Source organism: Amycolatopsis sp. NPDC104775, assembly GCF_055583325.1.
The window spans coordinates 1,026,288-1,053,083 of record NZ_JBVJOE010000001.1; the positions used below are offsets into that span (position 1 = coordinate 1,026,288).

The 26,796-nt window shown below is 69.9% G+C and carries 18 protein-coding genes and 1 pseudogene; 3 read left to right on the forward strand and 16 right to left on the reverse strand.

The window, feature by feature from the left end; translation table 11 throughout:
- Positions 1 to 154 precede the first annotated feature (154 nt).
- From ACZ63D_RS04495 to ACZ63D_RS04515, 5 genes are all read right to left on the reverse strand, one after another.
- Positions 155 to 568: an SsgA family sporulation/cell division regulator gene (locus ACZ63D_RS04495; RefSeq protein WP_465352894.1), complete on the reverse strand. Its 414-nt coding sequence runs from the start codon at positions 566 to 568 to the stop codon at positions 155 to 157.
- Positions 569 to 1,591: 1,023 nt separating this feature from the next.
- On the reverse strand, positions 1,592 to 2,998 hold the full coding sequence (locus ACZ63D_RS04500) for an L-fucose/L-arabinose isomerase family protein (RefSeq protein ID WP_465352895.1): 1,407 nt from the start codon (positions 2,996 to 2,998) through the stop codon (positions 1,592 to 1,594).
- A gap of 3 nt (positions 2,999 to 3,001) precedes the next feature.
- Positions 3,002 to 4,003 (reverse strand): substrate-binding domain-containing protein, encoded by a 1,002-nt coding sequence (locus ACZ63D_RS04505; RefSeq protein WP_465352896.1) that lies wholly within the window; start codon positions 4,001 to 4,003, stop codon positions 3,002 to 3,004.
- A 21-nt stretch (positions 4,004 to 4,024) separates the two neighbouring features.
- Positions 4,025 to 5,014, reverse strand: a complete 990-nt coding sequence (locus ACZ63D_RS04510) for an ABC transporter permease (RefSeq protein WP_465352897.1) — start codon at positions 5,012 to 5,014, stop codon at positions 4,025 to 4,027.
- Positions 5,011 to 6,540 carry a sugar ABC transporter ATP-binding protein gene (locus tag ACZ63D_RS04515; RefSeq protein WP_465352898.1) on the reverse strand — a complete coding sequence of 510 codons (1,530 nt, stop codon included), beginning with the start codon at positions 6,538 to 6,540 and terminating at the stop codon, positions 5,011 to 5,013. Before ACZ63D_RS04515 ends, ACZ63D_RS04510 begins: the two co-directional genes overlap by 4 nt.
- Before the next feature lie 445 nt (positions 6,541 to 6,985).
- Here ACZ63D_RS04515 and ACZ63D_RS04520 point away from each other — a divergent pair, with 445 nt between their 5' ends.
- On the forward strand, positions 6,986 to 12,448 hold the full coding sequence (locus tag ACZ63D_RS04520) for an ATP-binding protein (RefSeq protein ID WP_465352899.1): 5,463 nt from the start codon (positions 6,986 to 6,988) through the stop codon (positions 12,446 to 12,448).
- A gap of 122 nt (positions 12,449 to 12,570) precedes the next feature.
- Here ACZ63D_RS04520 and dnaE read toward each other — a convergent pair.
- Positions 12,571 to 16,086, reverse strand: a pseudogene (gene dnaE / locus ACZ63D_RS04525) (DNA polymerase III subunit alpha); the annotation flags it as partial.
- Positions 16,087 to 16,214: 128 nt separating this feature from the next.
- Positions 16,215 to 16,661 carry a PadR family transcriptional regulator gene (locus ACZ63D_RS04530; protein WP_465352900.1) on the reverse strand — a complete coding sequence of 149 codons (447 nt, stop codon included), beginning with the start codon at positions 16,659 to 16,661 and terminating at the stop codon, positions 16,215 to 16,217.
- Positions 16,662 to 16,952: 291 nt separating this feature from the next.
- Between ACZ63D_RS04530 and ACZ63D_RS04535 the strand changes: the two genes are divergently transcribed.
- Together ACZ63D_RS04535 and ACZ63D_RS04540 are read left to right on the forward strand one after the other, a co-directional pair.
- Positions 16,953 to 17,120 (forward strand): hypothetical protein, encoded by a 168-nt coding sequence (locus tag ACZ63D_RS04535; protein ID WP_465352901.1) that lies wholly within the window; start codon positions 16,953 to 16,955, stop codon positions 17,118 to 17,120.
- Between the two features lie 666 nt (positions 17,121 to 17,786).
- On the forward strand, positions 17,787 to 17,966 hold the full coding sequence (locus ACZ63D_RS04540; protein WP_465352902.1) for a hypothetical protein: 180 nt from the start codon (positions 17,787 to 17,789) through the stop codon (positions 17,964 to 17,966).
- An 8-nt stretch (positions 17,967 to 17,974) separates the two neighbouring features.
- Here the strand turns inward: ACZ63D_RS04540 and ACZ63D_RS04545 are convergent, their stop codons facing one another.
- From ACZ63D_RS04545 to ACZ63D_RS04585, 9 genes are all read right to left on the reverse strand, one after another.
- Entirely contained in the window at positions 17,975 to 18,481 is a 507-nt protein-coding gene (locus ACZ63D_RS04545) for a flavodoxin domain-containing protein (protein ID WP_465352903.1), read from the reverse strand.
- A 52-nt stretch (positions 18,482 to 18,533) separates the two neighbouring features.
- Positions 18,534 to 19,727, reverse strand: a complete 1,194-nt coding sequence (locus tag ACZ63D_RS04550; RefSeq protein WP_465352904.1) for a CynX/NimT family MFS transporter — start codon at positions 19,725 to 19,727, stop codon at positions 18,534 to 18,536.
- A gap of 721 nt (positions 19,728 to 20,448) precedes the next feature.
- Positions 20,449 to 21,297 carry an aminodeoxychorismate lyase gene (locus tag ACZ63D_RS04555; protein WP_465352905.1) on the reverse strand — a complete coding sequence of 283 codons (849 nt, stop codon included), beginning with the start codon at positions 21,295 to 21,297 and terminating at the stop codon, positions 20,449 to 20,451.
- A gap of 39 nt (positions 21,298 to 21,336) precedes the next feature.
- Positions 21,337 to 22,236, reverse strand: a complete 900-nt coding sequence (locus ACZ63D_RS04560) for an ATP-grasp domain-containing protein (RefSeq protein ID WP_465352906.1) — start codon at positions 22,234 to 22,236, stop codon at positions 21,337 to 21,339.
- Between the two features lie 31 nt (positions 22,237 to 22,267).
- Positions 22,268 to 23,041, reverse strand: a complete 774-nt coding sequence (locus tag ACZ63D_RS04565; protein WP_465352907.1) for an SDR family oxidoreductase — start codon at positions 23,039 to 23,041, stop codon at positions 22,268 to 22,270.
- Positions 23,038 to 24,138, reverse strand: coding sequence for a homoserine O-acetyltransferase MetX (gene metX, locus ACZ63D_RS04570; protein WP_465352908.1), 1,101 nt, complete (start codon positions 24,136 to 24,138; stop codon positions 23,038 to 23,040). The genes ACZ63D_RS04565 and metX overlap by 4 nt, the downstream gene beginning before the upstream one ends.
- Positions 24,139 to 24,171: 33 nt before the next feature.
- On the reverse strand, positions 24,172 to 25,134 hold the full coding sequence (gene cysK, locus ACZ63D_RS04575; RefSeq protein WP_465352909.1) for a cysteine synthase A: 963 nt from the start codon (positions 25,132 to 25,134) through the stop codon (positions 24,172 to 24,174).
- Positions 25,109 to 25,972, reverse strand: a complete 864-nt coding sequence (gene dapF, locus ACZ63D_RS04580; protein WP_465352910.1) for a diaminopimelate epimerase — start codon at positions 25,970 to 25,972, stop codon at positions 25,109 to 25,111. The genes cysK and dapF overlap by 26 nt, the downstream gene beginning before the upstream one ends.
- Positions 25,969 to 26,787: an arginase family protein gene (locus ACZ63D_RS04585; RefSeq protein ID WP_465352911.1), complete on the reverse strand. Its 819-nt coding sequence runs from the start codon at positions 26,785 to 26,787 to the stop codon at positions 25,969 to 25,971. The genes dapF and ACZ63D_RS04585 overlap by 4 nt, the downstream gene beginning before the upstream one ends.
- Positions 26,788 to 26,796 lie beyond the last annotated feature (9 nt).

Consider the following 26,796-nt stretch of genomic DNA (forward strand, 5'->3'; position numbering starts at 1 on the left):
CGCCCACCGGCGGGGGCCCAACCCTCGCTTGCGCGGCTCGCGCTCCACCCGCCGATCCGCGCGGCGACCGTGCCCCGGCCGCCCTTGCGGCAGATCAGTCCGCCTGCTCAAGAGCCGACCGCCCTTCGCTCACGCGGGCGTCCACTGTGGACTGTCAGTCGCGCAGGGCGAGCTTCGCCAGTTCCTCGTCGAAGTCGAAGCACCGGTCTTCGAAGCCGACCGGGACCTCGTCGTAGGTGCGGTCGAGGAAGTCGGCGAGCTCGCTGGCCGCCGCTTCCAGCACCGCGGAACCGTCCGGGGCGTTCAGCTCCACCAGCACCCGGCTGTCGTCGGCGGCGGGACGCACCTGGACGTCGCCGTCGCCCGCCGGGGCGAGCAGGCCGTCGGCCAGCAGGTCGCGCCCGAACAGCCAGCGCACGACACCGCCTCCGGCGTGATAGCCGACCGACACCGCGAACGGATCCGCCGGGTCGTATTCCACATCGGCGCGCACCGGCAGCGGGACGGACCCGAACGTGCGCAGCCCGAAGATGATCGTCGCGCGGACGACCTGCGGTTCGGTTTCCACGACGGCGCCTCCCTCGTTATCCGGTCGCGAACCTGTCCGGACCGAAGTGAATGTTTCTCAAGTAGTAACGCGCCGTAAGAGCCTAAGCTGCCCAACTGGGCAATTTTCACTCCAACGGTGGAGATCTACGTCTCAGTTGACTACGCAAGGGCAGCATTGACAGCAGGATCGGGCAGTGCCCGCGCCACGCCCCGAGCTGGACGGGACCGGCTGCTACCTGCGGAAACGAGCAGCCACGATCGTGGAGCCGACTATGCCCGAGTTCGACGGAGACGACGGAGAGTCCGGTTTTCGTCGTTGAAACGAGAGCGAAAATCGGCCGGGCCGAAACGGTTCAAGACCGCGCGGCGACTCGATTCGCGGATACAGGCCGGATGCCGTCACGCAAACTGCGACAGCACGATGCGCGCCGCCCCCTCGATAGATCAAGGCACCGTCGCCACGCCGATGAGCCGGGCCGCTCCGAGCGCAAGCGCCAGATACCCAGCCACAGGCCGGGGACGAACGGCCGCGACGTCCACCAGCAGCCGGTCCCGGTGCATTCCGAGGGTGCCGAAGACAATTGCGAACGATGGCAGAACCAACGACCCCCGAACAGTGACCGGCTGGCTGCGAACCGCATCAGCAGCAACCAGCGAGGCGCGGACCACCTCACCAGCAACCCGCCAGGCACGAACGGCATCCGCAACGACCGGCCAGGCACGAACGGCCTCGCCGAAACCGCTGCCGAGGCCCCGGCGGGAGCAATGGCCCAGAACACCGACCGGCCGGACGCAAACAGCACCCCGCCAAGCACGGACCACGTCACCAGCAACCACCAGGCGCGAACGACATCACCAGGCCCCAGGCACACACCACCTCGCCGAAACTCCTGCCGAGGCCCAGCCAGAACAGGCCGCACCGAACCCGAGCCACCCGAGCCCGCTGACCCCCAACGCCCACAGCAGCCCTTGGCCGACAGCGGTTCACCTAAGCCGCGAAGCCAGAACGAGACCAGCCTCCCCGCGGCCGCCGGTCAACCGCTCACCGGCTCCACTCCTCCACCCGCACCCCCATCAACCGAGCCGCCGCCCGCAATTCCCTCCGCCGGTCCCCGGGCACCGCATGCACATGATTCGCCCCAAAACGCGACAAGAACGTCTCCGCCGCCACGTCCAGCCGCGCGAATGCGTGCGGCCATTCCCGCGTCGAGCGGGACACCAATTCTTCCGTAGTCCGCTCGTCGTAATTCTCGAATTCCCCCAGCACCAGCTGCATCCGGTAATCCCCGGACAACCGGCTCAACCGCGCCAACGTCATCCGCCCGGGAGCGGCGATGTGCTGCACCGAAGCACCGCCCGCCGGAAAGAAGAAGACCTCTGGATACAAATGCACCTTGGCCAGATTCTCGGCCGGGTCCTCGCTCCGCGCGGCGAACCACGTCGCGTGCTGGCCCGAATTGCACAGATCCCACACGTCCCGGTCCGGATGGTAATGCCGAACGTCGGCGAACAGCACCGGCGTGCCGGTGATCCGGTGCATCAACTGCATGGTCAGCGCGCCGTCCATGTCCGCTTCGGTCGCGGTGACGTGCACGGCCTTGGGGCCGTTCCAGTCGTAGGGATCGTTGAGCAGCGCCTCGGCGACATCAGCGGTCGCGAAATGCTCGGTCAATTCCGGTTGCGCTTTGATCCCGGAGAAGTCCAGGTGCCGTTCAGCCGCGACATCGCGCACGGCCAGGTAAAGGCGCAGCTGGCGTTCCAGCAATTCCGGGGTGAGCCGATCCCCGTCGTAATGCACGGTGGCATGCCGTTCCAGCCATTCCCGGCCGTGCGCGGCTTCGGCCGCACCACCGGATTCCGCGCGGCGGACCAATTCGTACTGGTCGATTTCCTCGACGTCCACGCCGAATTGACGCATCCACTGATCGGTATTGGCCACCGCCGTATTCATCCCCATCGGACGCCCGCCGAAGCGGCCGAACGTCGCACCGCGCAGCGATCCGACAGCCGCCGCGGCGCTCGCGTGGGCACCGACTTCGGAGATCAGCTCCGGGTCCGAAGGCGAGCCCCACAAGCGGGTGTGCGTACGGCCGATCTGGTCGAGCGCGCCCCCGGCGGCGAGCATCCCGACCAGGCCGGGCTCGGTCGGGTCGGTGCTCGCGACCAGCAACAGGGGGCCCGGTGTCGCGTCCGCGGCCAGCATGGTGAAGTGCGGGAACGCCCACACCGCGTAGTACAGCACTGTCACGTCCACAGAACTCGCGGCGACCGAGCGCGCGGCCGCCGTCGCCGTGGTGTTGGTGGCGACCAGTCCTCCGGTGACGACGTCGTGGCCCGCCGCGGTCAGGGCGGCGGTGAACTCGTCTGCTTTGGACCGGATGAAGCCGGTGTTCCGCCGGTGCACGTGGTCGCGTCCGTCGGAGACGGCGAGGACGCCGATTCGCGCCATAGGTCAGCTCCGGTTCAGTTCGGCGTAGACCTGGGCCGCGTTGTCGCGCGTCACCAGGCGGGTGGGCAGGGTCTGCGTCTTGGGCACCGGCTGGCAGTCGACGAGAAGTTTCTTCGCCGCCGCAACGGCTTCCTTGCCGCCGGTGGGATAAAGGAACGTCGCCGACAACCGGCCGGCTTCCACCGCCTTGATGCCGCCTTCGGGCACCGGCAGGCCGTCGATGCCGACGATCGGCAGGTCGCCGCGGCCCGCGTTCTGCGCGGCGATGCGCGCGCCCTCGGCCATCGGGTCGTTCTCGGAGAACATCGCCTGCGCGTCCGGATGCGCTTTCAGCAACGCGTCCGCCTGCTGCTGTCCCTTGTCCCGCAGCCAATCCGCGTCCGCGGTGCCCACCACGGTGATGTTGCGGTCGGTAATGCCCTGGTTGAATCCGTCGCTGCGTTCCTTGGCGGGCGTCGACCCGGCGAGCCCCTTCAATTCGACGACTTTCCCGCCGTGCGGCAGCAGCTTCTCGGCGAAGAACTTCCCCGCCTGACGGCCGATGTCCACGTTGTCCGCGCCGATGAAGGACGTGTACCCGTCGCCGTCGACCTTCCGGTCCAGCACGAGCACCGGAATCCCCTGGTCGTACGCTTTCTTGACCACGCCGGTCAGCGGCGTCGCCTCGTTCGGGCTGATGATCAGCAGGTCGATGCCCTGGGTCAGGAAGGTGTTGACCTGCTCGACCTGTTTCGCGTTGTCCTGCGCGGCGTCGGCGTAGCTGACGCTGAACTGCGGCACACCAGCAGCGGCCTTGCGGACGTCGTCGTCCATCCGGACCCGGTACGGTTCGGCGAGATTCGCCTGGCTCATCCCGATTTTGTATTTCCCGCTCGGGCCGCGGCATTGTTTCGCCGCCGGCGCGGTGCCGGACGACGCTCCCGGCGCGTTTTCGTGCGTGGTGCCGCAAGCAGCGACGAGGGCGAGCCCCGCCAGGACCGCCCCGCCGCGGAGGATGCCGGACATTGCGCCTCTCTCCCCGAACGTCTAGACCGTGGCCGGGCGCAGCCGCTGCAAGCCCGCGGCGAGCACGATCACCACGCCGACCACGATCAGCTGGACGTTCGCATCGATGTCGTTGAGCTGGAGAATGTTGTCGAGCACGCCGACCAGCAAGGCGCCCGCGACGGTGCCGGACACCGACCCGCGCCCGCCGGACAGGCTGGTCCCGCCGATCACGACGGCCGCGATGGCGTTCAGCTCGTAGCCGGTGCCGTCATTGGGGCCGCCGAAGTTGTACTGTCCCGCGTGCACGATCCCGGCCAGCGCGGCGAGCAGCCCGCACAGCCCGAAGACCAGCACTTTCACCCGGATCACCGGCACCCCGGACAGCACCGCCGCCTTCTCGTTGCCGCCGATCGCGTACACGTGCCGAGAGAACGCGCTCGCCCGCAGCACGAGCACCGCCAGCGCCGCGACGACCACGAAGAACAGCGCCGGGATCGGCACCACGCCGCCGAACGTCCGCTCGCCCAGCAGCGAAAACGGCACCGGAGCCTGCCCGGGACCGTCGCCGTAGGTGATCGAAACGCCCTCGCCGCCGGACCACATCCGCGCGATCCCGCGGGCGATCTGCATCCCGGCGAGCGTCACGATGAACGACTGGATCCGGAACCGCGCGCTGGCGATCCCTTGCAGCAGGCCGAAACCGAAGCCGAGCGCGAGAATCACCAGCACGCCCGGCACCAGCCCCCAGCCTCCGCTGGTGAGCAGCAGCGCGACGCCGACGCTGGCCAGCCCCATCACCGAGCCCACCGACAGGTCGATGCCGCCGACCAGGATCACCAGCGTCATGCCGACCGCGATGATGCCGATCTCCGAAATCGCGCGGACGACGTTGAACAAGTTGCCGCTGCCGAGAAACACCAGCTCCCCGTCGCGGTGCGGGGAAAACACGATCGCGGCGGCGAAGACGAGCACCAGCCCGAAGACGCTCTGGAACCGGAACACCGCGGCCAGCACGGAACGCCCGTTCACCGGACGTCTCCCATCGACGCGGCGAGCAGCTCCGCCTCGCCGGCACTGGCCGTGTCCAGTTCGTGCACGCTGCGCCCGCCCCGCAGCACCACCACGCGATCGCACACCCCGACCAGCTCCGCCGGTTCCGACGACGCCAGCAGCACCCCGACGCCGCTGCGCGCGGCCTCGCCGAGCAGCCGGTAGATCTCCGCCTTCGCCCCGACATCGACCCCGCGCGTCGGCTCGTCCAGCAACAGCAGCCCCGGTCCGGTGAGCAAAGCCCGCCCCAGCACCACTTTCTGCTGGTTCCCGCCGGACAGCGAGCCCACCGGATCGGCGAGCGACCCGAGTTTCACCCCGAGCCGCCCCGCTTCCTCCCCGGCCACCGCACGCTCGCGCCGTCCGGGCACGACCCCGAACCGGGCCAGCCGGTCCACAATGGACAGAACGGTGTTCGCCACGACGGAATGCTCCAGCGCGAGCCCGGCGATCCGCCGGTCCTCGGGCACGAACGCGATCCCCGACCGCAGCGACCGGCGCGGCGAGCGAGGACGGAACTCGTTGCCGCGCAGGAAAATCCGGCCGCTGACGATCTTGCCGCCGGACGCGCCGTACAGCGTCTCCAGCAGTTCGGTCCGCCCGGAACCGAGCAGCCCGGCGAGACCGACGATCTCCCCGGCCCGCACCGTGAGGCTGATCCCGTCCGGCTCCCGCCGTCCGGCCCGCGGCCGCACCACGAGATCCTCCACGCGCAGGACGTCGTCCTGCTCCGGCCCGGACACGCTGTCCGCGCGGAACATCAGGTGCACCGGACGGCCCACCATCGCCTCCGCGGCCCGGTCAGCGGTCAGCTCCGCCGCGCTGAACTCCGCCACGACCTCGCCGTTGCGCAGCACCGTCGCCCGGTCCGCGACCCGGCCGATCTCGTCCATTCGGTGCGACACGTAGACGATCGCCGCCCCGTCGGCGCGCAGCTGGTCGATGACCGTGAACAGCCGCTCGACCTCGCGCGGCGACAGCGCCGACGTGGGTTCGTCCATCAGCAGGATCCGCGCGTCCAGCGACAGCGCTTTCGCGATAGTGACGAGCTGCTGTTCGCCGGTGCGCAGCCGTTCGACCGGCGTGCGCGGATCCAGGTCGACGCCGGAGCGCTCCAGCACCTCGCGCGTCCGCTCGAGCATCCGCCGCCGGTCGACTGTGCCGGCGCGGGTGTGCGGTTCCCGGCCGAGAAAGACGTTCTCCGCCACGGAAAGCGCGGGCACGAGGTCGAGTTCCTGGTGGATCATCGCGACCCCGGCGCGGCGCGCGTCGGCCGGACGGGCGAACCGGACCGCCTCCCCCGCGATCCGGATCGCCCCTCCCCCCGCGGCGATCTCCCCGGACAAGATCTTGAGCAGCGTGGACTTGCCTGCCCCGTTCTCGCCGAGCAGCGCGTGCACCTCCCCCTTCGCCGCGGTGAAATCCACCGCGCCCAGGGCACGCACCCCGCCGTAGGTCTTGCTGACGCCGGCCAGCTCGGCCAGCGCGACGCCGCCGTCGCCCATGCCCCGCCCTCTCGGCCCCGCCCCATGTCGAGAAATCGATTACCCGCGACGGTAGGGGCACCCAACCGGAGTGTCAAGGCTCACATTTCCCCACCTCAGAGGAGCCTCAGCTCCGGTTTCCGCCCGGCGCCCTCCGCACCGCCGGCTGAACTCCGGGTGACCCCTGTCCGAACCCCTGGAAACCGCCGGCCGCCCCGGCGCTGCCACCCCTGGTCAGCCGGGCGTGATTTGTGGCATACCTCGCGATAAAGCAGTCCCGGACGACGTGACACGAGCCGTTTTTGGCGGGTTCCTACAAACCGGCAGGCGCGGCATGCGCCATCCGCGACATTGGTGTACCCGGCGGTAAGGGAGCAATGTGTACGACGAAGACAGGCGACGTTCCGGCGGGTCCGGCGTCGCCTGCTGTGCGTGGGTGCAGTCGGTTCACTGGGAGGCTTTGTCCGTGTTCAATCGCGTCGCCATCGTCAACCGCGGAGAGGCCGCGATGCGGTTGATCCACGCCGTCCGGGACTTGTCCGCCGAGACCGGGCGACGGATCGAGACGGTCGCGCTCTACACGGACGCGGACGCCACCGCGACTTTCGTCCGCGAAGCCGACGTCGCCTTTTCCCTCGGCCCCGCCTCCGCGCGGCCCTACCTCGACCTCGCCAAACTGGAGAAGGCGCTGGTCGAGACCAAGGCCGACGCCGCGTGGGTCGGCTGGGGCTTCGTCGCCGAAGACCCGGCATTCGCCGAACTGTGCGAGAAGATCGGCATCGCCTTCGTCGGCCCGAGCGCGGACGCGATGCGCAAGCTCGGCGACAAGATCGGCGCGAAGCTGATCGCCGAGGAGGTCGGCGTCCCGGTCGCCCCGTGGAGCGGCGGCGAGGTCGCGACGCTGGAAGAAGCGCTCGCCGCGGGCGACAAGATCGGCTACCCGCTGATGCTCAAGGCCACCGCGGGCGGCGGCGGGCGCGGCATCCGCAAGGTCGAGTCGGCGGGCGACCTCACCGAGGCGTACGAGCGCACCAGCCAGGAGGCGCTGCGCGCGTTCGGCAGCGGCGTCGTGTTCCTGGAGCGCCTGGTCACCGGCGCGCGGCACGTCGAGGTCCAGGTGATCTCCGACGGCGAGACCGCGTGGGCGCTCGGCGTCCGCGACTGCTCGGTGCAGCGGCGCAACCAGAAGATCATCGAGGAGTCCGCGTCGCCGGTCCTCGGGCCGGACCAGACCGCCGAGCTGAAAGCGTCGGCCGAGCGGCTCGCGGTCGCGGTCGGCTACCGCGGCGCGTGCACCGTCGAATTCCTCTACCACCCCGGCGACCGGATGTTCGCCTTCCTCGAGGTCAACACCCGGCTCCAGGTGGAACACCCGATCACCGAGATCACCACCGGCACCGACCTGGTGCGGCTGCAGCTGCACGTCGCGTCCGGCGGCAAGCTCGAAGGCGCGCAGCCGGAGGAATCCGGGCACGCCGTCGAAGCGCGGCTGAACGCCGAGGACCCGGACCGCGACTTCGCGCCGTCGCCGGGCCGCATCGCGCGGCTGCTGCTTCCCGCAGGCCCGGGCATCCGGGTCGACACCGGCGTCAGCGAGGGCGACACGATCCCCGCCGACTTCGACTCGATGATCGCCAAGATCATCGCCTACGGCCGCGACCGCGACCAGGCGCTCGCGCGGCTGCGCCGGGCGATGGCCGAGACGTCCGTGCTCATCGAGGGCGGCGCGACCAACAAGAGCTTCGTGCTCGACCTGCTCGACCAGCCCGAGGTGATCGACGCCAGCGCGGACACCGGCTGGATCGACCGCGTCCGCGCCGAAGGCCGGCTCGTCACCACGCGGCATTCCTCGGTCGCGCTCGCCGCGGCGGCGATCGAGGCCTACGAGGACGACGAAGAGGTCGGGCGGCAGCGCCTGCTGTCCACGGCGTTCGGCGGCCGTCCGCAGGTGCGCCACGAAATCCGCCCGCTGGACCTGAAACTGCGCGGCGCGTCGTACCGCGTCACGGTCGCGCGCACCGGGCCGAAGCGGTTCCGGGTCGGCGTCAGCGGCGGCGGCGACGTGCACCAGGCCGACGTCGAGCTCGAGCGGTTCGACGAGTACAGCGGCCAGATCACCGTCAACGGCACGCGGTTCCGGCTCGTCACCGGCACGCACGGGCCGATCCACCTGGTCGAGGTCGACGGCGTCACGCACCGGATCAGCCGCGACGAGGGCGGCGTCGTCCGCTCCCCCGCGCCCGCGCTGGTGGTCGCCACGCCGGTCGCGGTGGACGATGAGGTCGAATCCGGCGCGCCGGTGCTCGTGCTGGAAAGCATGAAGATGGAAACGGTGCTGCGCGCGCCGTTCCGGGCCCGGGTCAAGGAACTCCCGGTGTCGATCGGCAGCCAGGTGGAGACCGGTGCTCCGCTGCTGCGCCTCGAACCGCTGGCCGACGGTGCGCAGGACGAGGCCGCCGCGCAGACCGAGAGCGCCGAGATCGACCTGCCCGCCGAGCCGGACGGCACGAGCGCGGCCGACCGGGTCGAGCGCGGCAGGCAGGATCTGCGCAGCCTGCTGCTCGGCTTCGACGTCGACCCGCACGACCAGGGCCGCGTGCTCAGCAGCTACCTCGCCGCGCGCGCGGAACTGCCGGTGCGTCCGCTGGAGGGCGAACTCGAACTGCTGGACGTCTTCGCCGACCTGTCCGAGCTGAGCCGCAACAAGCCCGCCGCGGACGACCTCAGCGCGTCGAGCCCGGTGCACAGCGCCCGCGAGTACTTCCACACCTACCTGCAGAGCCTCGACGTCGAGCGGGCCGGGCTGCCGGAGAAGTTCCAGGGCAGGCTGCGCCGCGTGCTCAGCCACTACGGCGTCGGCGACCTGGAGCGCACGCCGGAGCTGGAAGAAGCGGTCTTCCGGATTTTCCTTGCCCAGCAACGGTCTTCGACCGACAGCGCGCTCGTTTCCGCGCTGCTGCGGCAGTGGCTCGCCGAGGCCCCGCCGTCGGCCGAGCTGCGCGAGACGGCCGGGCTCGCGCTGGAGCACCTGATCGCCGCCACGCAGCTGCGCTTCCCGGCGGTCAGCGACCTCGCCCGCGGCGTGGTGTTCCGCTGGTTCGCACAGCCGATGCTGCGCCGCGCCCGCGCCGAGGTGTACGCCGAGATCCGCGGCCACCTGCGCTATCTCGACCAGCATCCGGACGCAGCCGACCGCGCCGAGCGGATCTCCGGAATGGTGTCGAGCAACGAGCCGCTGGTGCGGCTGCTCGGCCAGCGGATCGGGCGGCCGGGCGCGGATCCGGCCCCGATGCTCGAGGTGCTGACCCGGCGCTACTACGGCAACAAGGCGCTCACCGACGTGCGCGTGCGCGAGGTCGCGGGCTGCTCCTTCGTCACCGCCTCGCACCCGGAACCGGCGCGCGTGGTCACCACGGCGGTCGACTTCCCGCGGCTGCCGGACGCGATGCGCGCGGTGGCCGAACTGTCCTCCGACGCCGGCGCGCCGGTCGCCGCGGACGTGTACGTGAAGTGGTCCGACCAGCCCGACAGCGACGCGATGGCCGCGAAGCTCGGCGAAATCGTGGCGGCACAACCGTTCCCGGCCGACGTCGACCGGGTCGTCACCACCGTCGCCGGTGGCGGCGGCGCGGTGATGCACCACCACTTCACCTTCCGCCGGACCGAATCCGGATTCGCCGAGGACCGGGTGATCCGCGGGCTGCACCCGCGCGTCGCCGAACGGCTGCAGCTGGAGCGGCTGCGGGAATTCGACCTCACGCGGCTGCCGTCGGCGGACGAAGAGGTGTACCTGTTCACCGGCACCGCCAAGGCGAACCCGGCCGACGAGCGGCTGATCGCGATGTCGCAGGTCCGCGACCTGACGCCGCTGCGCGAGGCGGACGGCAGGCTCGTGTCGCTGCCCTCGGCCGAGGACACCCTCGCCGCGTGCCTCGACGCGGTCCGCAACGCCCAGGCGCGGCGTCCGGCGAAGAACCGGTTCGACACCAACCGGATCGTCATCTACGTGTGGCCGCCGAGCGACCTGACCATGGACGAGCTGAACCTGCTCGCCCGCCGCGTGCTGCCCACCACCGCAGGCGCGGGCCTGGAGGAGATCCAGTTCCTCGCCCGGCAGCGCAACGCCGAAACCGGCGAGCTGACCGACATCGCGGTGACGATCCGCAACGAGGTCGGCGCGGGCACGCGGCTGACGGTCGAGGCCCCGAGCACCGAACCGGTGCAGCCGCTGGACGACTACCGGCAGAAGGTGCTGCGCGCGGCGCGGCGCGACACGGTGTACCCGTACGAGCTCACCGACCTGCTGGCCGGCGGCGGGTCCTTCGTGGAGCACGACCTCGACGACACCGGCGCGCTGGTCCCGGTCGACCGGCCGCGCGGGCAGAACAAGGCCGGGCTGGTGGCCGGAGTGGTCAGCACGCCGACCGACCTCGTGCCCGAGGGCGTCAAGCGCGTGGTGCTGCTGGGCGATCCGACGAAGTCGCTCGGCGCGCTCGCCGAACCGGAGTGCACGCGGGTGATCGCGGCGCTGAACCTGGCGCAGGAGCTGCGGGTTCCGGTGGAGTGGTTCGCGCTGTCGTCCGGCGCGCGGATCTCGATGGAGTCCGGCACCGAGAACATGGACTGGGTCGCGGCCGCGCTGAAGCGGATCGTGGAGTTCACCCAGGACGGTGGCGAGATCAACATCGTGGTCGCCGGGATCACCGTGGGCGCGCAGCCGTACTGGAACGCCGAGGCCACGATGCTCATGCACACCAAGGGCATCCTGGTGATGACGCCGGATTCGGCGATGGTGCTCACCGGCAAGCAGTCGCTGGACTTCTCCGGCGGCGTGTCGGCCGAGGACAACTTCGGCATCGGCGGCTACGACCGGGTGATGGGCCCGAACGGGCAGGCGCAGTACTGGGCGCCGAACCTCGCCGGGGCGCGCGACGTCCTGATGGCGCACTACGCGCACACCTACGTCGTGCCCGGCGAGACGGGCCCGCGCCAGGCGGTCACCACCGACCCGGCGAACCGCGACGTGTCGGACTACCCGCACGCCGTCGTCGGCAGCGACTTCGCCACGGTGGGCCAGATCTTCTCCGCCGAGCACAACCCGGACCGCAAGAAGCCGTTCGACATCCGCACGGTGATGCGCGCGCTGTCCGACCAGGACCACCCGGTGCTGGAACGCTGGGCGGGCATGGCGGACGCGGACACCGCCGCGGTGCAGGACGTGCACATCGGCGGCCACCCGGTGTGCCTGCTGGGCATCGAATCGCGTTCGGTGCCGCGCCGCGGCTTCCCGCCCACCGACGGCCCGGACACGTTCACCGCGGGCACGCTGTTCCCGAAGTCGTCGAAGAAGGCGGCCCGCGCGATCAACGCGGCGAGCGGCAACCGTCCGCTGGTGGTGCTGGCGAACCTGTCCGGCTTCGACGGCTCGCCGGAGTCGATGAAGAAACTCCAGCTGGAGTACGGGGCCGAGATCGGCCGCGCGATCGTGAACTTCGAGGGCCCGATCGTGTTCACGGTGATCTCGCGCTACCACGGCGGGGCGTTCGTGGTGTTCTCGAAGGCGCTGAACCCGAACATGACGGTGCTGGCGCTGGAGGGCTCGTTCGCCTCCGTCCTGGGCGGTGCCCCGGCGGCGGCGGTGGTGTTCGCGGGCGAGGTCAAGACCCGGACGGCGAACGACCCGCGGGTGGCTGAGCTGCAGAAGCGGCTCGGCGAGCTGAGCGGGGCTGAGCGGGCGGCGTGCGCGGCCGAGCTGGCCGAGGTGACGTCGTCGGTGCGGGCGGAGAAGCTCGGCGAGGTGGCGTCGGAGTTCGACCGGGTGCACAGCATCCAGCGTGCGGTCGAGGTCGGGTCGGTGGACGCGATCGTCAGCACGGCACAGCTTCGGCCGCGGATCATCGAAGCGATCGAGCACGGGTTGAAGCGCTGAGAGTGGCTTGGGGGGGGGGGGGGGGGGGGGGGGGGGGGGGGGGGGGGGGGGGGGGGGGGAGGGGGGGGTGGTGCGGTTCCTCCCCCCCCCCCCCCCCCCCCCCCCCCCCCCCCCCCCAAGCCCACGGTGATCCCCCGGATGGTTTTGACCTCGCCCAGCAGCGCCGGGGTCACCTTCACCGAGTACCCGTCCAGCGCGTACCGCTGCTCCCCCACATGCAGGTGCACCGGCGTGTTTCCCTGGTGCGCCAGCAAAGTCTGCTTGAGTTCCAGCACCACCGGGAGCGTCACCTTCTCCGCCCGCGTGTGCAGCACCAACGGCGTTTCCCCGAGTTCCGTCAGGTCCAGCGGCGCCAGATCCGCTCCGAAGACCGACATTTTGTCCTCCCGCCAGTTCACCCGGCCCTTCACCAGTACCGCGTTGTCTTCAACCAGATCGGCCGCGCACAAGGCGTACGACTTCGCGAAGAACAGCACCTCCAGCGACGCGTCCAAATCCTCGACCGTGCAAATCGCCCACGGTTCGCCTTTTTTGTTCACTCGCCGCTCCAGCGAAGTGATCAATCCGGCGACGACGAGTTCGCCTTCTTTCGGCGGGTTGTCGATGATCGCCGCGATCGTTCGCGGTGCGTGTTTGCGGAGGACACCCTCGGCGCCGTCCAAGGGATGGGCCGACACGTAAAGGCCGAGCATGTCCCGTTCATGCGCCAGCAATTGCTTGCGCGGCCATTCTTCGGCAGTGAATTTCACGTGCGCCAGCGGAGCTGCCGCTGGTTCCTTGTTTTCGCCGCCGAAGAGGTCGAACTGGCCCATCGCTTCCTGGCGCTTGAGCGGGACCACGGCTTCCACCGCGTCCTCGTGCACCTGGATCATCGACAGCCGCGTGTGCCCCATCGAATCGAACGCGCCCGCCTTGATCAGCGACTCGATCACCCGCTTGTTGCAGGCCACCAGCTCCGACTTGTCCAGGAAATCGGTGAACGAGGAGTACTTCCCCTTCTCCTCGCGCGTCTTGATGATCGACTCCACCACGTTCGCGCCCACGTTGCGCACCGCGCCCAGACCGAACCGGATGTCGTTCCCCACGGCCGCGAACCGCAACGCCGACTCGTTCACATCCGGCGGCAGCACCTTGATCCCCAGCCGGCGGCACTCCGACAGATAGATCGCCGACTTGTCCTTGTTGTCACCCACCGACGTCAACAACGCGGCCATGTACTCCGCGGTGTAGTTCGCCTTGAGATACGCCGTCCAGTAGCCGACCAGCGCGTACCCGGCGGCGTGCGACTTGTTGAAGGCATAGCCCGCGAACGGCAGAATCGTGTCCCACAGCGCTTGCACCGCTTCGCCGGAGAACCCGTTGCCGATCATCCCGGCCCGGAAGCCCTCGAATTCCTTTTCCAGGACTTCCTTTTTCTTCTTGCCCATCGCCCGGCGCAGCACGTCCGCTCGGCCCATCGAGTATCCGGCGACCTTCTGCGCGATCTGCATGATCTGTTCCTGATACACCACCAGACCGTGCGTTTCGGCGAGGATCTCGCGCAGCGGTTCCTCCAGTTCCGGATGGATCGGTTCGACGGCTTGCCGCTTGTTCTTGCGATCGGCGTAATTGTTGTGCGTGTTCATCGCCATCGGACCCGGCCGGTAAAGCGCGTTGACGGCCACGATGTCCTCGAAACCGGTGGGACGCATGCGGCGCAACAGATCCCGCATCGCACCGCCGTCCAATTGGAACACTCCGAGACTGTCTCCGCAGGCCAGCAGGGCAAAGGTTCCGGGATCGTCGGTGCCCAGCCGGTCGAGGTCGATGTCTTCCCCGCGGTTGGCTTGGATGTTGTCGATCGCGTCGCCGATGACGGTGAGGTTGCGCAGGCCCAGGAAGTCCATCTTGAGCAGGCCGATGGCCTCGCAGGAGGGATAGTCCCAGCCGGTGATCACCGACCCGTCGTCCCTGCGCCACAACGGAATCGCGTCCAGCAAGGGTTCGCTGGACATGATCACCGCACAGGCGTGGACCCCAGCGTTGCGGATCAGGCCTTCCAGCCCGCGGGCGGTCTCGAAGATCGTCTTGCATTCTTCGTCATTCTCGACCAGTGCGCGGACCTCGGCAGCCTCGGCGTAACGCTCGTGCTTCGCGTCCACGATTCCCGACAGCGGAATGTCCTTCGCGGCCACCGGCGGCGGCAAGGCTTTCGAAATCCTGTCAGCGATTGAATAGCCCGGCTGTCCGAAGTGGACTCGCGCGGAGTCTTTGATCGCCGCTTTCGTCTTGATGGTGCCGAAGGTGATGACCTGTGCGATGCGATCGGAACCGTACTTTTCGGTGGCGTAGCGGATCATCTCGCCGCGGCGGCGGTCGTCGAAGTCCATGTCGATGTCTGGCATAGACACTCGTTCCGGGTTCAGGAACCGTTCGAACAGCAGACCGTGCCGGATCGGGTCGAGGTTGGTGATCCGGAGTGCGTACGCGACCAGCGATCCCGCCGCCGACCCACGCCCCGGCCCTACCCGGATCCCGGCGTCGCGAGCGTGTCTCATCAGATCGGCCGTGATGAGGAAGTACCCGGGAAAGCCTTTCTCCACAATGACTTTGAGCTCGTACTCGGCTCGTTCCCGGTATTCAGCGGGCACTCCGTCCGGCAGCCGGTGTTCGAGCCCGGCCATCACTTCATGGTGCAGCCAGCTGGCTTCGGTGTGGCCTTCGGGGACGTCGAAGACCGGCATCCGGTCCTTGTGCGCGTACACGTCCTCATACGACTCCACCCGCTCGGCGATCAGCAGCGTGTTGTCCGCCGCCCCCGGAACCTCACGGTCCCAGTACTCCCGCATCTCCTGCGCCGACTTCAGGAAATAACCGTCCCCGTCGAACTTGAACCGCGTCGGATCGTTCAACGTCTTCCCGGCCTGCACGCACAGCAACGCCGAGTGCGTGTCCGCCTGGTCCTTCGTCACGTAATGCGAATCGTTCGTCGCCAGCGGCGGCAGGTCCAGCAGCTTCCCGATCTCCAGCAGACCCTCGCGCACCGACCGCTCGATCGGCAGCCCGTGGTCCATCAGCTCCAGGAAGAAGTTCCCCGCCCCGAAAATGTCCTTGTAATCCGAGGCCGCCTGGATCGCCGCCTCCCGCTGCCCCAGCCGCAACCGGGTCTGCACCTCGCCCGACGGGCACCCCGTCGTCGCGATGATCCCCGACGCGTTCTCCGCGATCAGCTCCCGATCCATCCGCGGCTTGCGGTAATACCCCTGGATCGACGCCAGCGACGACAGCTTGAACAGATTCCGCAACCCCGTCGCGTTCCCCGCCACCATCGTCATGTGCGTATACGCACCGCCGCCCGAGACGTCGCCGCCCTCGCCGAACTCGTCCGACCCCCGCTGCGACGCCTGCCCCCAGAACACCGGCTTCTTGTGAAACCGCGACTCCGGCGCGATGTACGCCTCAATACCGATGATCGGCTTGATCCCGTGCTTCTTCGACGTCTGATAAAACTCGTCCCCGCCGTACATGTTCCCGTGATCAGTCATCCCCACCGCGGGCATCCCCAGCCGAGCCGCCTCCGCGAACAAAGGACCGATCTTCGCCGCACCGTCCAGCATCGAATACTCGGTGTGAACGTGCAGGTGGACAAACGATGGCATGGCCGCATTGGACCCGCCGCACCGCATCGGCGTCCAACAACCGACACGCGCGCTCGGACCACCTCCGGTTGTGCCCCGAGGTGACCGCCGGTTGGAGAGTCCACAGTGGACTCTCCAACCGGCGGTTTTCATTCCTCGGAGTCGTCGTCCGCGAGCAACGCGTACAACCGGCGGCGGGCTTCTCGCAGCACCTTGCGGGCCTCCGCGCACTGCGCCTCACTGCCGGTGTGCGCGACCTGCGCCGCGGCCCCGGCCAACTCGCCGATCTGCTGATACAGCGCAGCGAACCGGTCCGCACCCGGTTCCTCGTCGCGCGCCGTCGGCTCCCAGAGCGCCGCGAACTCCTCCTCACGCCCCGCGACGTGCTCCCGCCCGGCCTCGGTGAGGTGCGCGACACGACGACCGCCCTCTTCCGCGGTGCGGACCAGGCCTTCGTCCTCAAGCTGCTGCAGAATCGGGTAGATGGAACCAGGGCTGGGCCGCCACTCGTCGTGCGTGCGGCGGCGGATTTCCTGCATCAGCTGATAACCGTGCCGGGGCTCCTCGGCCAGGAGGGCGAGGACGGCCGGACGCACTGGGCGTGCTGGGCCTCGGCTGCCCCGGCCGCCGCGCGGCGGGCCGCCGAAGAATCCGCCGGGGCCTCCCGGGCCGCCGGGAAATCCGGGGAAGCCAGGGAAGCCGGGAAACCCCGGCCGGTGCGGCGGTCCAGGCGGACCCGGCGGACCGGGAGGCACTGGAGGGAAGCCGCCTCGGGCTTCGAAGACGGAGCCGTCCCAAGCCCCTTCGCCCCAGGGGGTTTCGCCCGGACGGCCGGGATGCCCGTCGGGTTCTCCCGGTCCGCCCAGCCAGCCAAGGTGGTCGCCCAGATGACCGGGATGCGCGTGCCACTCGCCCGGTCCGCCTGCGCGGCCGGGATGGTCGCCTGGATGGCCGAAGTGTGCGTGCGAGGCCCCGGGTTCGCCCGGACGGCCGGGATGGTCGCCGGGACGCCCGGGATGTGCGTGCGCCTCGCCCGGTCCGCCCGGACGACCTAGGTGTGCGTGCGACTCCCCTGATTCGCCCGGACGGGCGGGATGCACGTGAGATTTTCCCGGTCCACCGGAGTGCACGTGAGATTCTCCCGGTCGGCCCAGTCCGCCGGAGTGCGCCTGAGACTCTCCCGATCCGCCCGGCCGGGAGGAGTGCGCCTGAGATCCTTCTGGGCCGCCAGGACGGCCGGGATGCGCCTCGGCCTCCCCCGGTTCGCCGAGCCAGCCGCAGGCATCGCCCGGACGGCCAGCCCAGCCGAAGCTGAGTCCCGGCCCGCCGAAGAGACCGGTCTGGCCGAACCTGGCACCGGGGCCGCCGAACACCGCGTGCTGGCCAAACCCCGGGCCTCGGCCGCCGAGCAAACCCGGCCAGCCGCGGCCGAACCACGCCGCCTGCGGGCCGAACAGCCCCGGCCAGTCGTCCTCCCCGGCCGCCCCAGGCCACCCGTGCCCTTCCCCCGGTCCGCCCGGATGTCGCCCTCTCCCCTCGCCCGGCACATCGCCACGCAACGGCACTCCCCGACCCCTGTCGCCAGGGCGAACCGGGCCAGGACGGCCGAATCCGAACGGCATCCCGCCGAAGCGTTCCGAGCCTCCGAAGCCCCGGAACAGGTGGTCTCCGCCTGCGGTGCTGGTCATGTGGTCCTCCTTCATCTTCGAACAATCGCCGATATGACCACGATATATCGGCGATTGTTCGACGGCAAGGTCACCTCGCGCCGCGAGCACCCGAATGGAACTGAGAAGGAGCTGTCCGCCATGGCGCTGCGGGTGCCCAGTACCACCCCGAACCGGCTCAACGGTGCGGCCGCACCACCCAGCTCCAGACCACCGAGCCTCGACGCGACCTGATGAGCGGCTCAGATCGCGACGCGGGACTGGACCCGGCGGCCGATGTCGCGCGCCCAGGCCCGGATCCGGTCCCAGTCGCGGAAATCCCCGGCCCGGTTGCCGCGTGCCAGCAGCTTTTCCAGCACACCGTCCGCGAGCGCCGGGTCGAGCCGTCCGCCGAAGGTCTCGGTGCGGGCCGCGTCGATGGCTGCTGCCAGCAGCGCTACCCGGGCGGGCAGGCTGACCCGCGTCAGGTTCGCGCCAGGGCCGCACGGTCCACTGTGGAATAACCAGACCGGACGCGCCCGCAGCGCTTCGGTGTTGCGCTCCAGCAGCCGTACCGCTTCGGGCCGCCACCGCGCGTAGTAGAGCGCGCTGCCGACCACCACTGCGGCGTACCCGGTGACGCTGTCGACTTCGCCCGCGTCGCGCACGTCCACCGCGAACTCGGCGGCGCGCAACTCCTCGCCGACGACTTCGGCGATTTCGCGGGTGCCGCCGTGCTTGCCCGCGTACGCGACGAGGACGTTGATCATGTCCATATTGTCCACCCCCGCGGCGAACCGCGCCCGCCCGAACGCTGTCCGGTCAGGTGATCGTCTTCGGCCGCGAAGCCAGCGCTCCGAAGACTGTCTGGATCAGCGCGAGCACGATTAGCACGCCGAGCGCGGGCGTCCAGGACGAAGTGGCGTCGTGGATCGCGCCGATGGCGATCGGGCCGAGCGCGGCGAGCGTGTAGCCCGCGGACTGGGCCATCCCGGACAGCGCGCCCGCATCGGAATAATCCTTGGTGCGCAAGCCGAAAAGGGACAACGCCAGCGCCAGCGTGATCCCGCCCGCCAACCCGGCGAGCACGGCCCACAGCACCGCCATCTCCGGCGCGGCCAGCAGCCCGGTCAGCGCGGTCGTCAGCAGCAGCGACCCGGTGATCGCGACCGCGCGCTGGTCGGGCAGCCGGTGGATGAGCGCGGAGCTGACGAGGCTGCCGGCGAGTCCGGAGAGGTTGAACAGCAGCTGGTGGAATCCGGCGGTCACCGAGCTGATGCCCGCGGCGTGCTCGATCGAGGACAGCCACGTCACCAGCACGTAGAAGGCGAGCGACTGCAGTCCCATGAAGAGGGTGACCTGCCAGGCCAGCGCGTTCGTCCAGGGCCGCGCCGCGCCGGTCGTCCGCGCGAGCGCCGGCGCGGCGGCGGAACGGCGCAGCTGCGGCAGGAAAACCCCGAGGGCGACGAGCGCGAGCCCGGCCCAGACGCCCAGCGCCAGCCGCCATCCCCCGGCCTGCTGCCCGGCCAGCGGGACCGCGACCCCGGCGGCGATCGCGGCGACGCCGGACTGGACCGCGGTGTACGTGCCGGTGATCGGGCCGATGCGGGTGGGGAAATCGCGTTTGACGAGCGCCGGGAGCAGGACGTTCAGGATCGCGATGGCGATCCCGAGCAGAACAGTGCCGGTCCACAGCAGCAATTGCGGCGGCGTCGAGCGCAGCAGGATCCCGACCGCGAGCAGCAACACCGCCGCGCCGAGCGCCCGCTCGAGCCCGAGTTTCGCGGCGACTTTGGGCGCGATCGGCGAGCACGCGGCGAACGCGATGAGCGGCACGCTGACCAGGACCGAGGCCGCTACCGAGGAAAGTCCCTGGTCGGCCTGGACGAGATTCAGGATGGGGCCGAGGGTGGTGATCGCGGCGCGCAGGTTCGTGGCGATCAGCAGGACGCCGACGAGGACGAGCGCGGGACGCAGCGGGGTCGCGCGTTCGGGGGCGACGGGTCGAGTGCTCATGCGACGGCCTCCACACCGAAGGGCCTCAGAGGGCTGGAAAAAGCTGGCAGGCCAGGCTGGGCGCGCTTCGGACCGGGGTGCAGTGGCAATCTCCGGACCGCCGTCTCCGGAATCGCCGACGCGGATCGAGCGACAACGGACAACCTTCCGCGCCCGAAAACCTCGGCACACCGGAAACGAGCGACAACGCCACCCCACCGGCCAAGCTCGGGAATCACCGGGCCTGATCGAGCGACAACGGACAGGCTTCCCCGCCGAAAAGCCTCGGCACACCGGAAACGACCGACAACACCGCCCCACCAGCCAAACCCGGGAATCACCGAGTCCGACCGAACGACAACGGGCAAGCTTCCCCGCCGGAAAACCTCGGCACACCGGAAACGAGCGACAACACCGCCCCACCAGCCAAGCCCAGGAACCACCGCGCCCGACCGAACGATGCCGGACAGTCTTCCCCGCCAGGCAACCCCGCGCCACCGGCCAAGGTCACCGGGCAACCCCACGCCCCCGCCCGCACGACCGCGACCGGAACACCCCATCCCCGCGCTCATGCCCGCACACCGGAAACGCCCAGCAGCACCGGGTCGTCGATCATCGGATCCTCTCCCCCGGCCGCCGCCGGACCGTCTCCGCCCCACCGCCCGCCCGGCGCCGGAAACGGGGCACGGGCGGAATCGCCGGTTCCGATCTTGCCCCGTCCGAAGCCGAATCGGCAACAGCCTTACCGGTACACCGATTCGTAGGCCGCGCTCAATTCCCGGTGCAATTCGGTCGAGTCGGGCAGTGCTTTGCCGTCCAGGGTGTGCACGCGGGTCAGTTTCCGTACCGACGAGGCGACGAAAACGCCGTCGCCGGAGAAGAGATCGTCCGCGGTCAGGGATTCGATTTTCGCGGTGAAACCGGCTCGTTCGGCTCCCCGGTACACCGCGGCCTGCGTCGTCCCGGGCAGGATGCCGATGATCGGCGGCGGCGTGTACAGCGTCCGGTCGCGCACCATGACCACCGAAACCGTCGGGCCTTCCAGCACCGAACCGTCGGTCGCGGTGAAGATGACGTCCGACGCGCCGCGGCGGTTCGCCTCGCGCAGCGCGGCCATGTTGACCGCATAGGACAACGTCTTCGCGCCCAGCAGGAGCCACGGCGCGCGTTCGGCGAGGCCCGGTTCGATGCCGCGTTCCAGGGTGATCGCGGCGATTCCCTCGGTGCGTTCGCGCATCATCTTGGGGCTGATTTCGAGCCCGAGCGCGAAGGCCGTCGGCGGGGAGTCGGGTTCGCTGTCCAAGCCCCGGGTGTAGATGAGCTTCATCGCGATTTCGCTGTCGTCCGGCCAGGCTTCGACGACGGCGCGGATCGCCCGTTCCCACTGCGCGTCGTCGGGTTCGGGCAGCTCCATCATCCGCGCCGAGCGGGCGAGCCGGTCCAGGTGCAGGTCGAGTTCCCTCGGTTCGCCGTCCTCGATCAGGACCGTCTCGAAGACGCCGTCGCCGCGGAGCAGGCCGAGGTCCGCGACCTTGATGTGAGGGTCGTCCGGGTCGGCTACGGAACCGTCCAGATAGCCAAGAACACGCACTTCGCACAATCCTTTCGTCAGGGTGGGCCGGACGGGAGGTCAGGCTCCGATCCGTTCGGCGAGAACGGTGGCGAACCGCAGCGCGCTGCCTTCTCCGAACGGCAGGTTGAGCGACGGTTCGCAGATGTCGAGTTCGAGCACCCTCGGCTGTCCCCGGTCGTCGCGGACCAGGTCGACCCGGCCGTACAGCAGCGGCCGGTCCAGGCCCAGATGGCTCGCGGCGGCGTCGAGGGCGGCCGAAGCGACCGCGCGCTCGTCCTGGTCGGCGACGCGCGGGGCGCGGAAATCGAGCGTCGGGACGTGCACGGTTCCGTCCGGCATCAGCATCGCGGCCTTGCGGATCGCGTGGCTGTACTGCCGGTCGAAATAGATCAGGTTCGTTTCGCCGTCCCGGTCGACCGACTCGAAATACGGCTGGACGAGCGCGTGCCCGCCTTCGCCGAAGAGCTTCTCCAGATGTTCGGCGGCCTCGGCCGCGGCCGTCCGGGTGAATCGGCGGACATTGCGCGAATACGCGCCGATTCCCGGTTTGACGACGATTTCCGTCGCGTCGCCATGCGTGTCCAGCACTTCCCGCACCACGAGGTCCGGGTCGTCTCCGGACGCGGCGAACCGGCTCGGGACGACCGGGACGCCGAGCGCGGCCAGATCCGCCAGATAGGACTTGTCGAGCGCCCACCGGGCGACCGCGAGCGGATTGAGCAGGAGCGTCGTCTCCTCGACCCGTTGGCACCACGCCAGGAAATCCGGCAGCTGGTCCACGTAGTTCCACGGCGAGCGCAGCACGACCGCGTCGAACCGGCCCCAGTCGACCCCGGCGTCCTCCCACGGGCAGACCTCGGTGTCCAGCCCGATTTTCGCGCAGGCCTCGCGCAGCAGCGGCATGTCGTAGTCGATGGGCAGGCTGACGCGGTCGGTCACGAGTGCGACAGTGGTCATCGAGCAGTTCCCCCGATCGGTCCGGTACGGGTCACCACGGCAGGGCCTTCCCGGCGTGCACGTAGCTGCCGCTCGGGCCGTTCTCGTCGAGCAGCGCGAGTTCGACGCTCGTCACCGCGCCGTCCGCCGGTTCCTGGTCGCCGGCTCCGTCGTTCATCCCGGTTCTGGTGTAGCCGGGGTGGGCGGAATTGACCTTGATCGGCGTGTCCCGCAGTTCGTACGCCAGGTGCACGGTCCACGAGTTCACCGCGCTTTTCGTGGCGCTGTAGGCCGGAAGCGCCTTGAAGGTGTCGCTGTAGGTGTAGGACTCGGGATCGCTGTGCAGGGTCAGCGAACCGAGCAGGCTGGAGACGTTGACGATCCGCCCGGCGGCCGACTTCCGGATCAGCGGCAGCATCGCCAGCGTCGTCTCGACCATGCCGAACAGGTTGGTGTCGAAGGTTTCCCGCCATTCGGCCAGCGTCTGCTGCGACGGCCGCTTGCCGTACTGCTCGATCCGCACGGCCGCGTTGTTGACCAGGATGTCGAGCCGGCCGTGCCGGGTTTCCAGCTCCGCCGCGGCGGCTTCGATGCTCTTCGAGTCCGTCACGTCGAGCCGGAGCCCTTCGACGGCCAGGCCCGCCTCGCGCAATCCCGTCGCCGCTGTCTCCACCGCGGCTTCGTCCCGCCCGCTGAGCACCACGCGGACGCCGCGTCCGGCGAGCTGGCGCACGATCTCGAACCCGATGCCGCGGTTGGCGCCGGTGACCAGGGCAATGCTGTTCTCCAAGTCGATCTCGCTCTCTTGTCGGTCCGGGACCGTCACAGGGTGGACAGGAATTTCGCCACCGGCGGCCCGAAACTGTCGAGGTCCGCCAGGAACGCGTCGTGGCCGAGATCGGACTCCAGCGCGAGGAATTCCACGTCCGCGCCGGCTGCCCGCAGCCCGTCGGCGATCTCCCGCTGCTGGTGCAGCGGGAACAGGATGTCGGTCTCCGTGCCGATCACGAGCGCCTGCTCGACCCGCAGCCGGGCCAGTGCCTCGGCGGCGCCGCCGCATGGTTCGCCGAGGTCGAACCAGTCCATGCTGCGGCTGAGGTAGAGGTAGCTGTTGGGATCGAACCGGCGGACGAACCGGCGCGCGTGATGGTCCAGGTAGAACTCGACGGCGAACTCGAGGCCGAACCCGGCGTCCCCGGGGCCGGATCTCTCGCGGCCGAACCGCCTTTCCCATTCCCGGGCCGACCGGTAGGTGGTCATGCCGATCTTGCGCGCGGTCAGCATGCCGCGTTCCGGATAGCGGTCCGGGACGTAGTTCCCGTCGTTCCACAGTGGATCCGATCGGATCGCTTCCCGTTGCAGGGAGCGAATCGCGATCGAGTACGGCAGCGAGTGCGCCGCCGCCGAGATGCTGATGTGGCCGCGCGCCAGCTCCGGATGCCGGGCCAGCAACGCCAGCGCGCTCATCCCGCCCATCGACGCGCCGACGACGCACGCCAGCCGCTCAAAGCCCAGCTGCCGCACCGTGTGCGCCGCGGCGTCCGCGATGTCCTCAATGGACAGTTCGGGAAAGCCGAGCCGGTACGGCTGCCCGGTCGCCGGGTCGGTCGAGGCCGGTCCGGTCGATCCTTGGCAGCCGCCGAGCGAGTTCACGCAGACCACGTGCCACTGCCCGGTGTCGATCGGCTTGCCCGGCCCCACCATCGGCTCCCACCAGCCGGGGGCCGGGTCCTCCGGGCTGGACGCGGCGTGCGCGTTCGGCGAGAGCCCGGTGAGCAGCAGCACGACGTTGTCCCCGGCCGGAGCGGGCGCGCCGAACGTTTCGTAGGCGACGCGCGCGCCGTGCAGCACGCCGCCGCGTTTCATCGCGAATCTCTCCGGCAGCGGGGCGAACCGCGTCGCCGGAGGAATGAACTCGTGCATCATGCGTCCCCAGTGGTCGTGCGGACGTGCGCGTCACTCGCCGAGCGAGGCCAGCCATTCGTCGTCCGAACCGTCGCTGATCCCTTCGAACCAGAAGCTGGACAGGTACCGTTCGCCGGTGTCGGGCAGCATCGCGAGCAGCACCGCGCCCTCGGGCGAGTTCTCCGCCTCGCGCAGCGCCGCGGCCAGCGTCGCGCCCGCGGACATGCCGGCGAAGATCCCTTCCTCGGCGGCGAGGCGGCGCGCGGTGTCCCTGGCCAGCTCGTCGTCGATGGTCACCAGTTCGTCGATCACGGTGCGGTCCAGCACCCCGGGGACGAAGTTCGGGGCCAGCCCCTGCAGCTGGTGCAGATTCCACGACTGCCCAGCCAGCACGGCCGCCTTTTCCGGTTCGAGCACGACGGTCCGGACGTCCGGGCGGGCGAGCTTGAGCATCTGCCCGACGCCGGTGATCGTGCCGCTGGTGCCGAATCCGGTGACGAAGGTGTCCAGCCGTTTCCCGGCGAAGTCGGAGAGGATTTCCGCGGCCGTGGTCTCCCGGTGATAGGCGGGATTGGCCGGGTTCTCGAACTGCCGGGCGCGGAACCAGCCGTGTTTCTCGGCGAGTTCGTCGGCGATCCGGTTGCCGCCGAGGCTGCCGAGGTGGCCGGGGAACAGCAGCACCTTGCCGCCGTACGCGCGGATCAGCTTGCGCCGCTCCACCGAGTACGTGTCGCCGAGGACCGCGACGAACTGGTACCCGCGCGCGGCCGCCACCATCGCCAGCGCGATGCCGACGTTGCCGGACGTGCACTCCACGATCGTGTCGCCGGGCTTGAGCTCTCCCCTCGCCTCCGCGTCCAAGACGATAGCCAGCGCCAGCCGGTCCTTCACCGAACCGCCCGGGTTGAACGACTCGACCTTGACGTACACCGAGACGTGCTCGGGCGCCATCCGGTTCAGCCGCACGATCGGCGTGCGGCCGATCGCGTCAAGAATGCTGGAGTACAGCGGCATGACGGAATCCTCCTTCGTACACAGTGGTGGCCGGTCCGGCCAGGACGATCGGCTCGTCGTCCGCGGGCCAGCCGATCCGGAGTTCCCCGCCGGGCACCTCGACCGCCACGTCCCGGTCGAGCCGCCCGGCCCGGATCAGCACCGCGGCGGCGGCGCACGCCCCGCTTCCGCACGCGAGCGTCTCGCCCGCGCCGAATTCGTGGACCCGCAACCGGATCCGGTCGCGTGCCACGACCTCCGCGAAGCCGACGTTGACCGTCGGCGGCAGGCCGGGCAGCGCCCGCACGGCGGGGCCGAGCCGCGCGACCGGGGCGCTGGCGGCGTCGTCGACCTCGAGCACCACGTGCGGATTGCCGGTGGAGGCCGCGGCGAAGCGGACGGGCGTACCGTCCGCCAGCACCGCCTCGTACCGGTCGTCCCGGCTCGCGAAACCGGACAGCAGGATTTGCTCGGGAGCGAATCGCGGAACAGTCAGGCCGACGCTGAACACATTGTCTCCCAGCACTTCCACCGGATGCGTGCCGCTCGGGCTGTCGATCTCGAACGACGGCGGACGTGCCAGCCCGGCCTCGACGAGCCAGGAGGCGACGCAGCGGGCGCCGTTGCCGCACTGTGGCGAACGCTCTCCGTCCGCGGTCCAAATCTCGAACGCGGCGACCGCCGAAGCGCTGCGCGGCGGCCGGATCCCGAGGATCAGGTCGCAGCCGACCCCGGTGTGCCGGTCGGCGAGCGCCCGGCACAGCTCCGGCGACGGCGCGGGCGCGTCCCGCAGATCGAGTACGACGAAATCGTTGCCGCACCCATGCATTTTAGTGAACAGAAGCGAAGGCGGGTTCATCGCACCGCCGCGGTCGCGAACACCGGCGCGATCATGTCCATAATGGACTCGGCCGCGCGCGCGTCGGTGCTTTCGTCGCCGGTCGCGGCGAATTCGGCCAGTTCGACGCCGAGCACGTCCGCGGCGGGGATCGCTGCGAGAATCTCGCGGATCTGGCGAGGCAGCAGGCCGTCCGGAACCCGGTAGTCGGCGGGGACGGTGCCCGGTTCGAGCACGTCCCAGTCGATGTGCACCCACACCCGCGCGCCGCCGGCCGCTGCCGCGACGCGCTGCCCGGTGACGTCGGCCGGGGCGAGGATCCGGACGCCCGCCTTCTCCAGCAGTTCGCGTTCGGGCGAATCGATGTCGCGCGCGCCGACGAGGACGACCCGGCTGGGGTCGACGCCCGCGCCGTGCCCGCTTTCCCACAGGCCGCATGCTCCGGCGAGCGCCATTCCGCCCAGGTAGCCCGATTCCGTGGTGTCCGGGGTGTTGAAATCGCCGTGCGCGTCGATCCACAGCACCACGCAGTCCGGGTGCGCCCGGACCGCGGCCGGCAGCGTCGCGAGGCTGGCCGAGCAGGTGTTGACCGCGAGCACCGGACGCTGTCCGGCCGCGACACTCGCCGAAACCGCTTGCGCCAGAGCGGAAAGCGTCTCTTCCGCCGCCGGGAGGCTGACCGTCCAGTCGTCGTCCGCCGGACCGGCGGGAGTGCCGATGAAACTCGCTTCGACGCCGTACCGCTCGTGCAGCGCACGCGCCGTGCGGGCCGCTCCTTCGATCATTCCCGCGCCGCGGTCGCCGATGCGGCCTTGGGAAACGATCACTTCCATCATCGCCTGTTC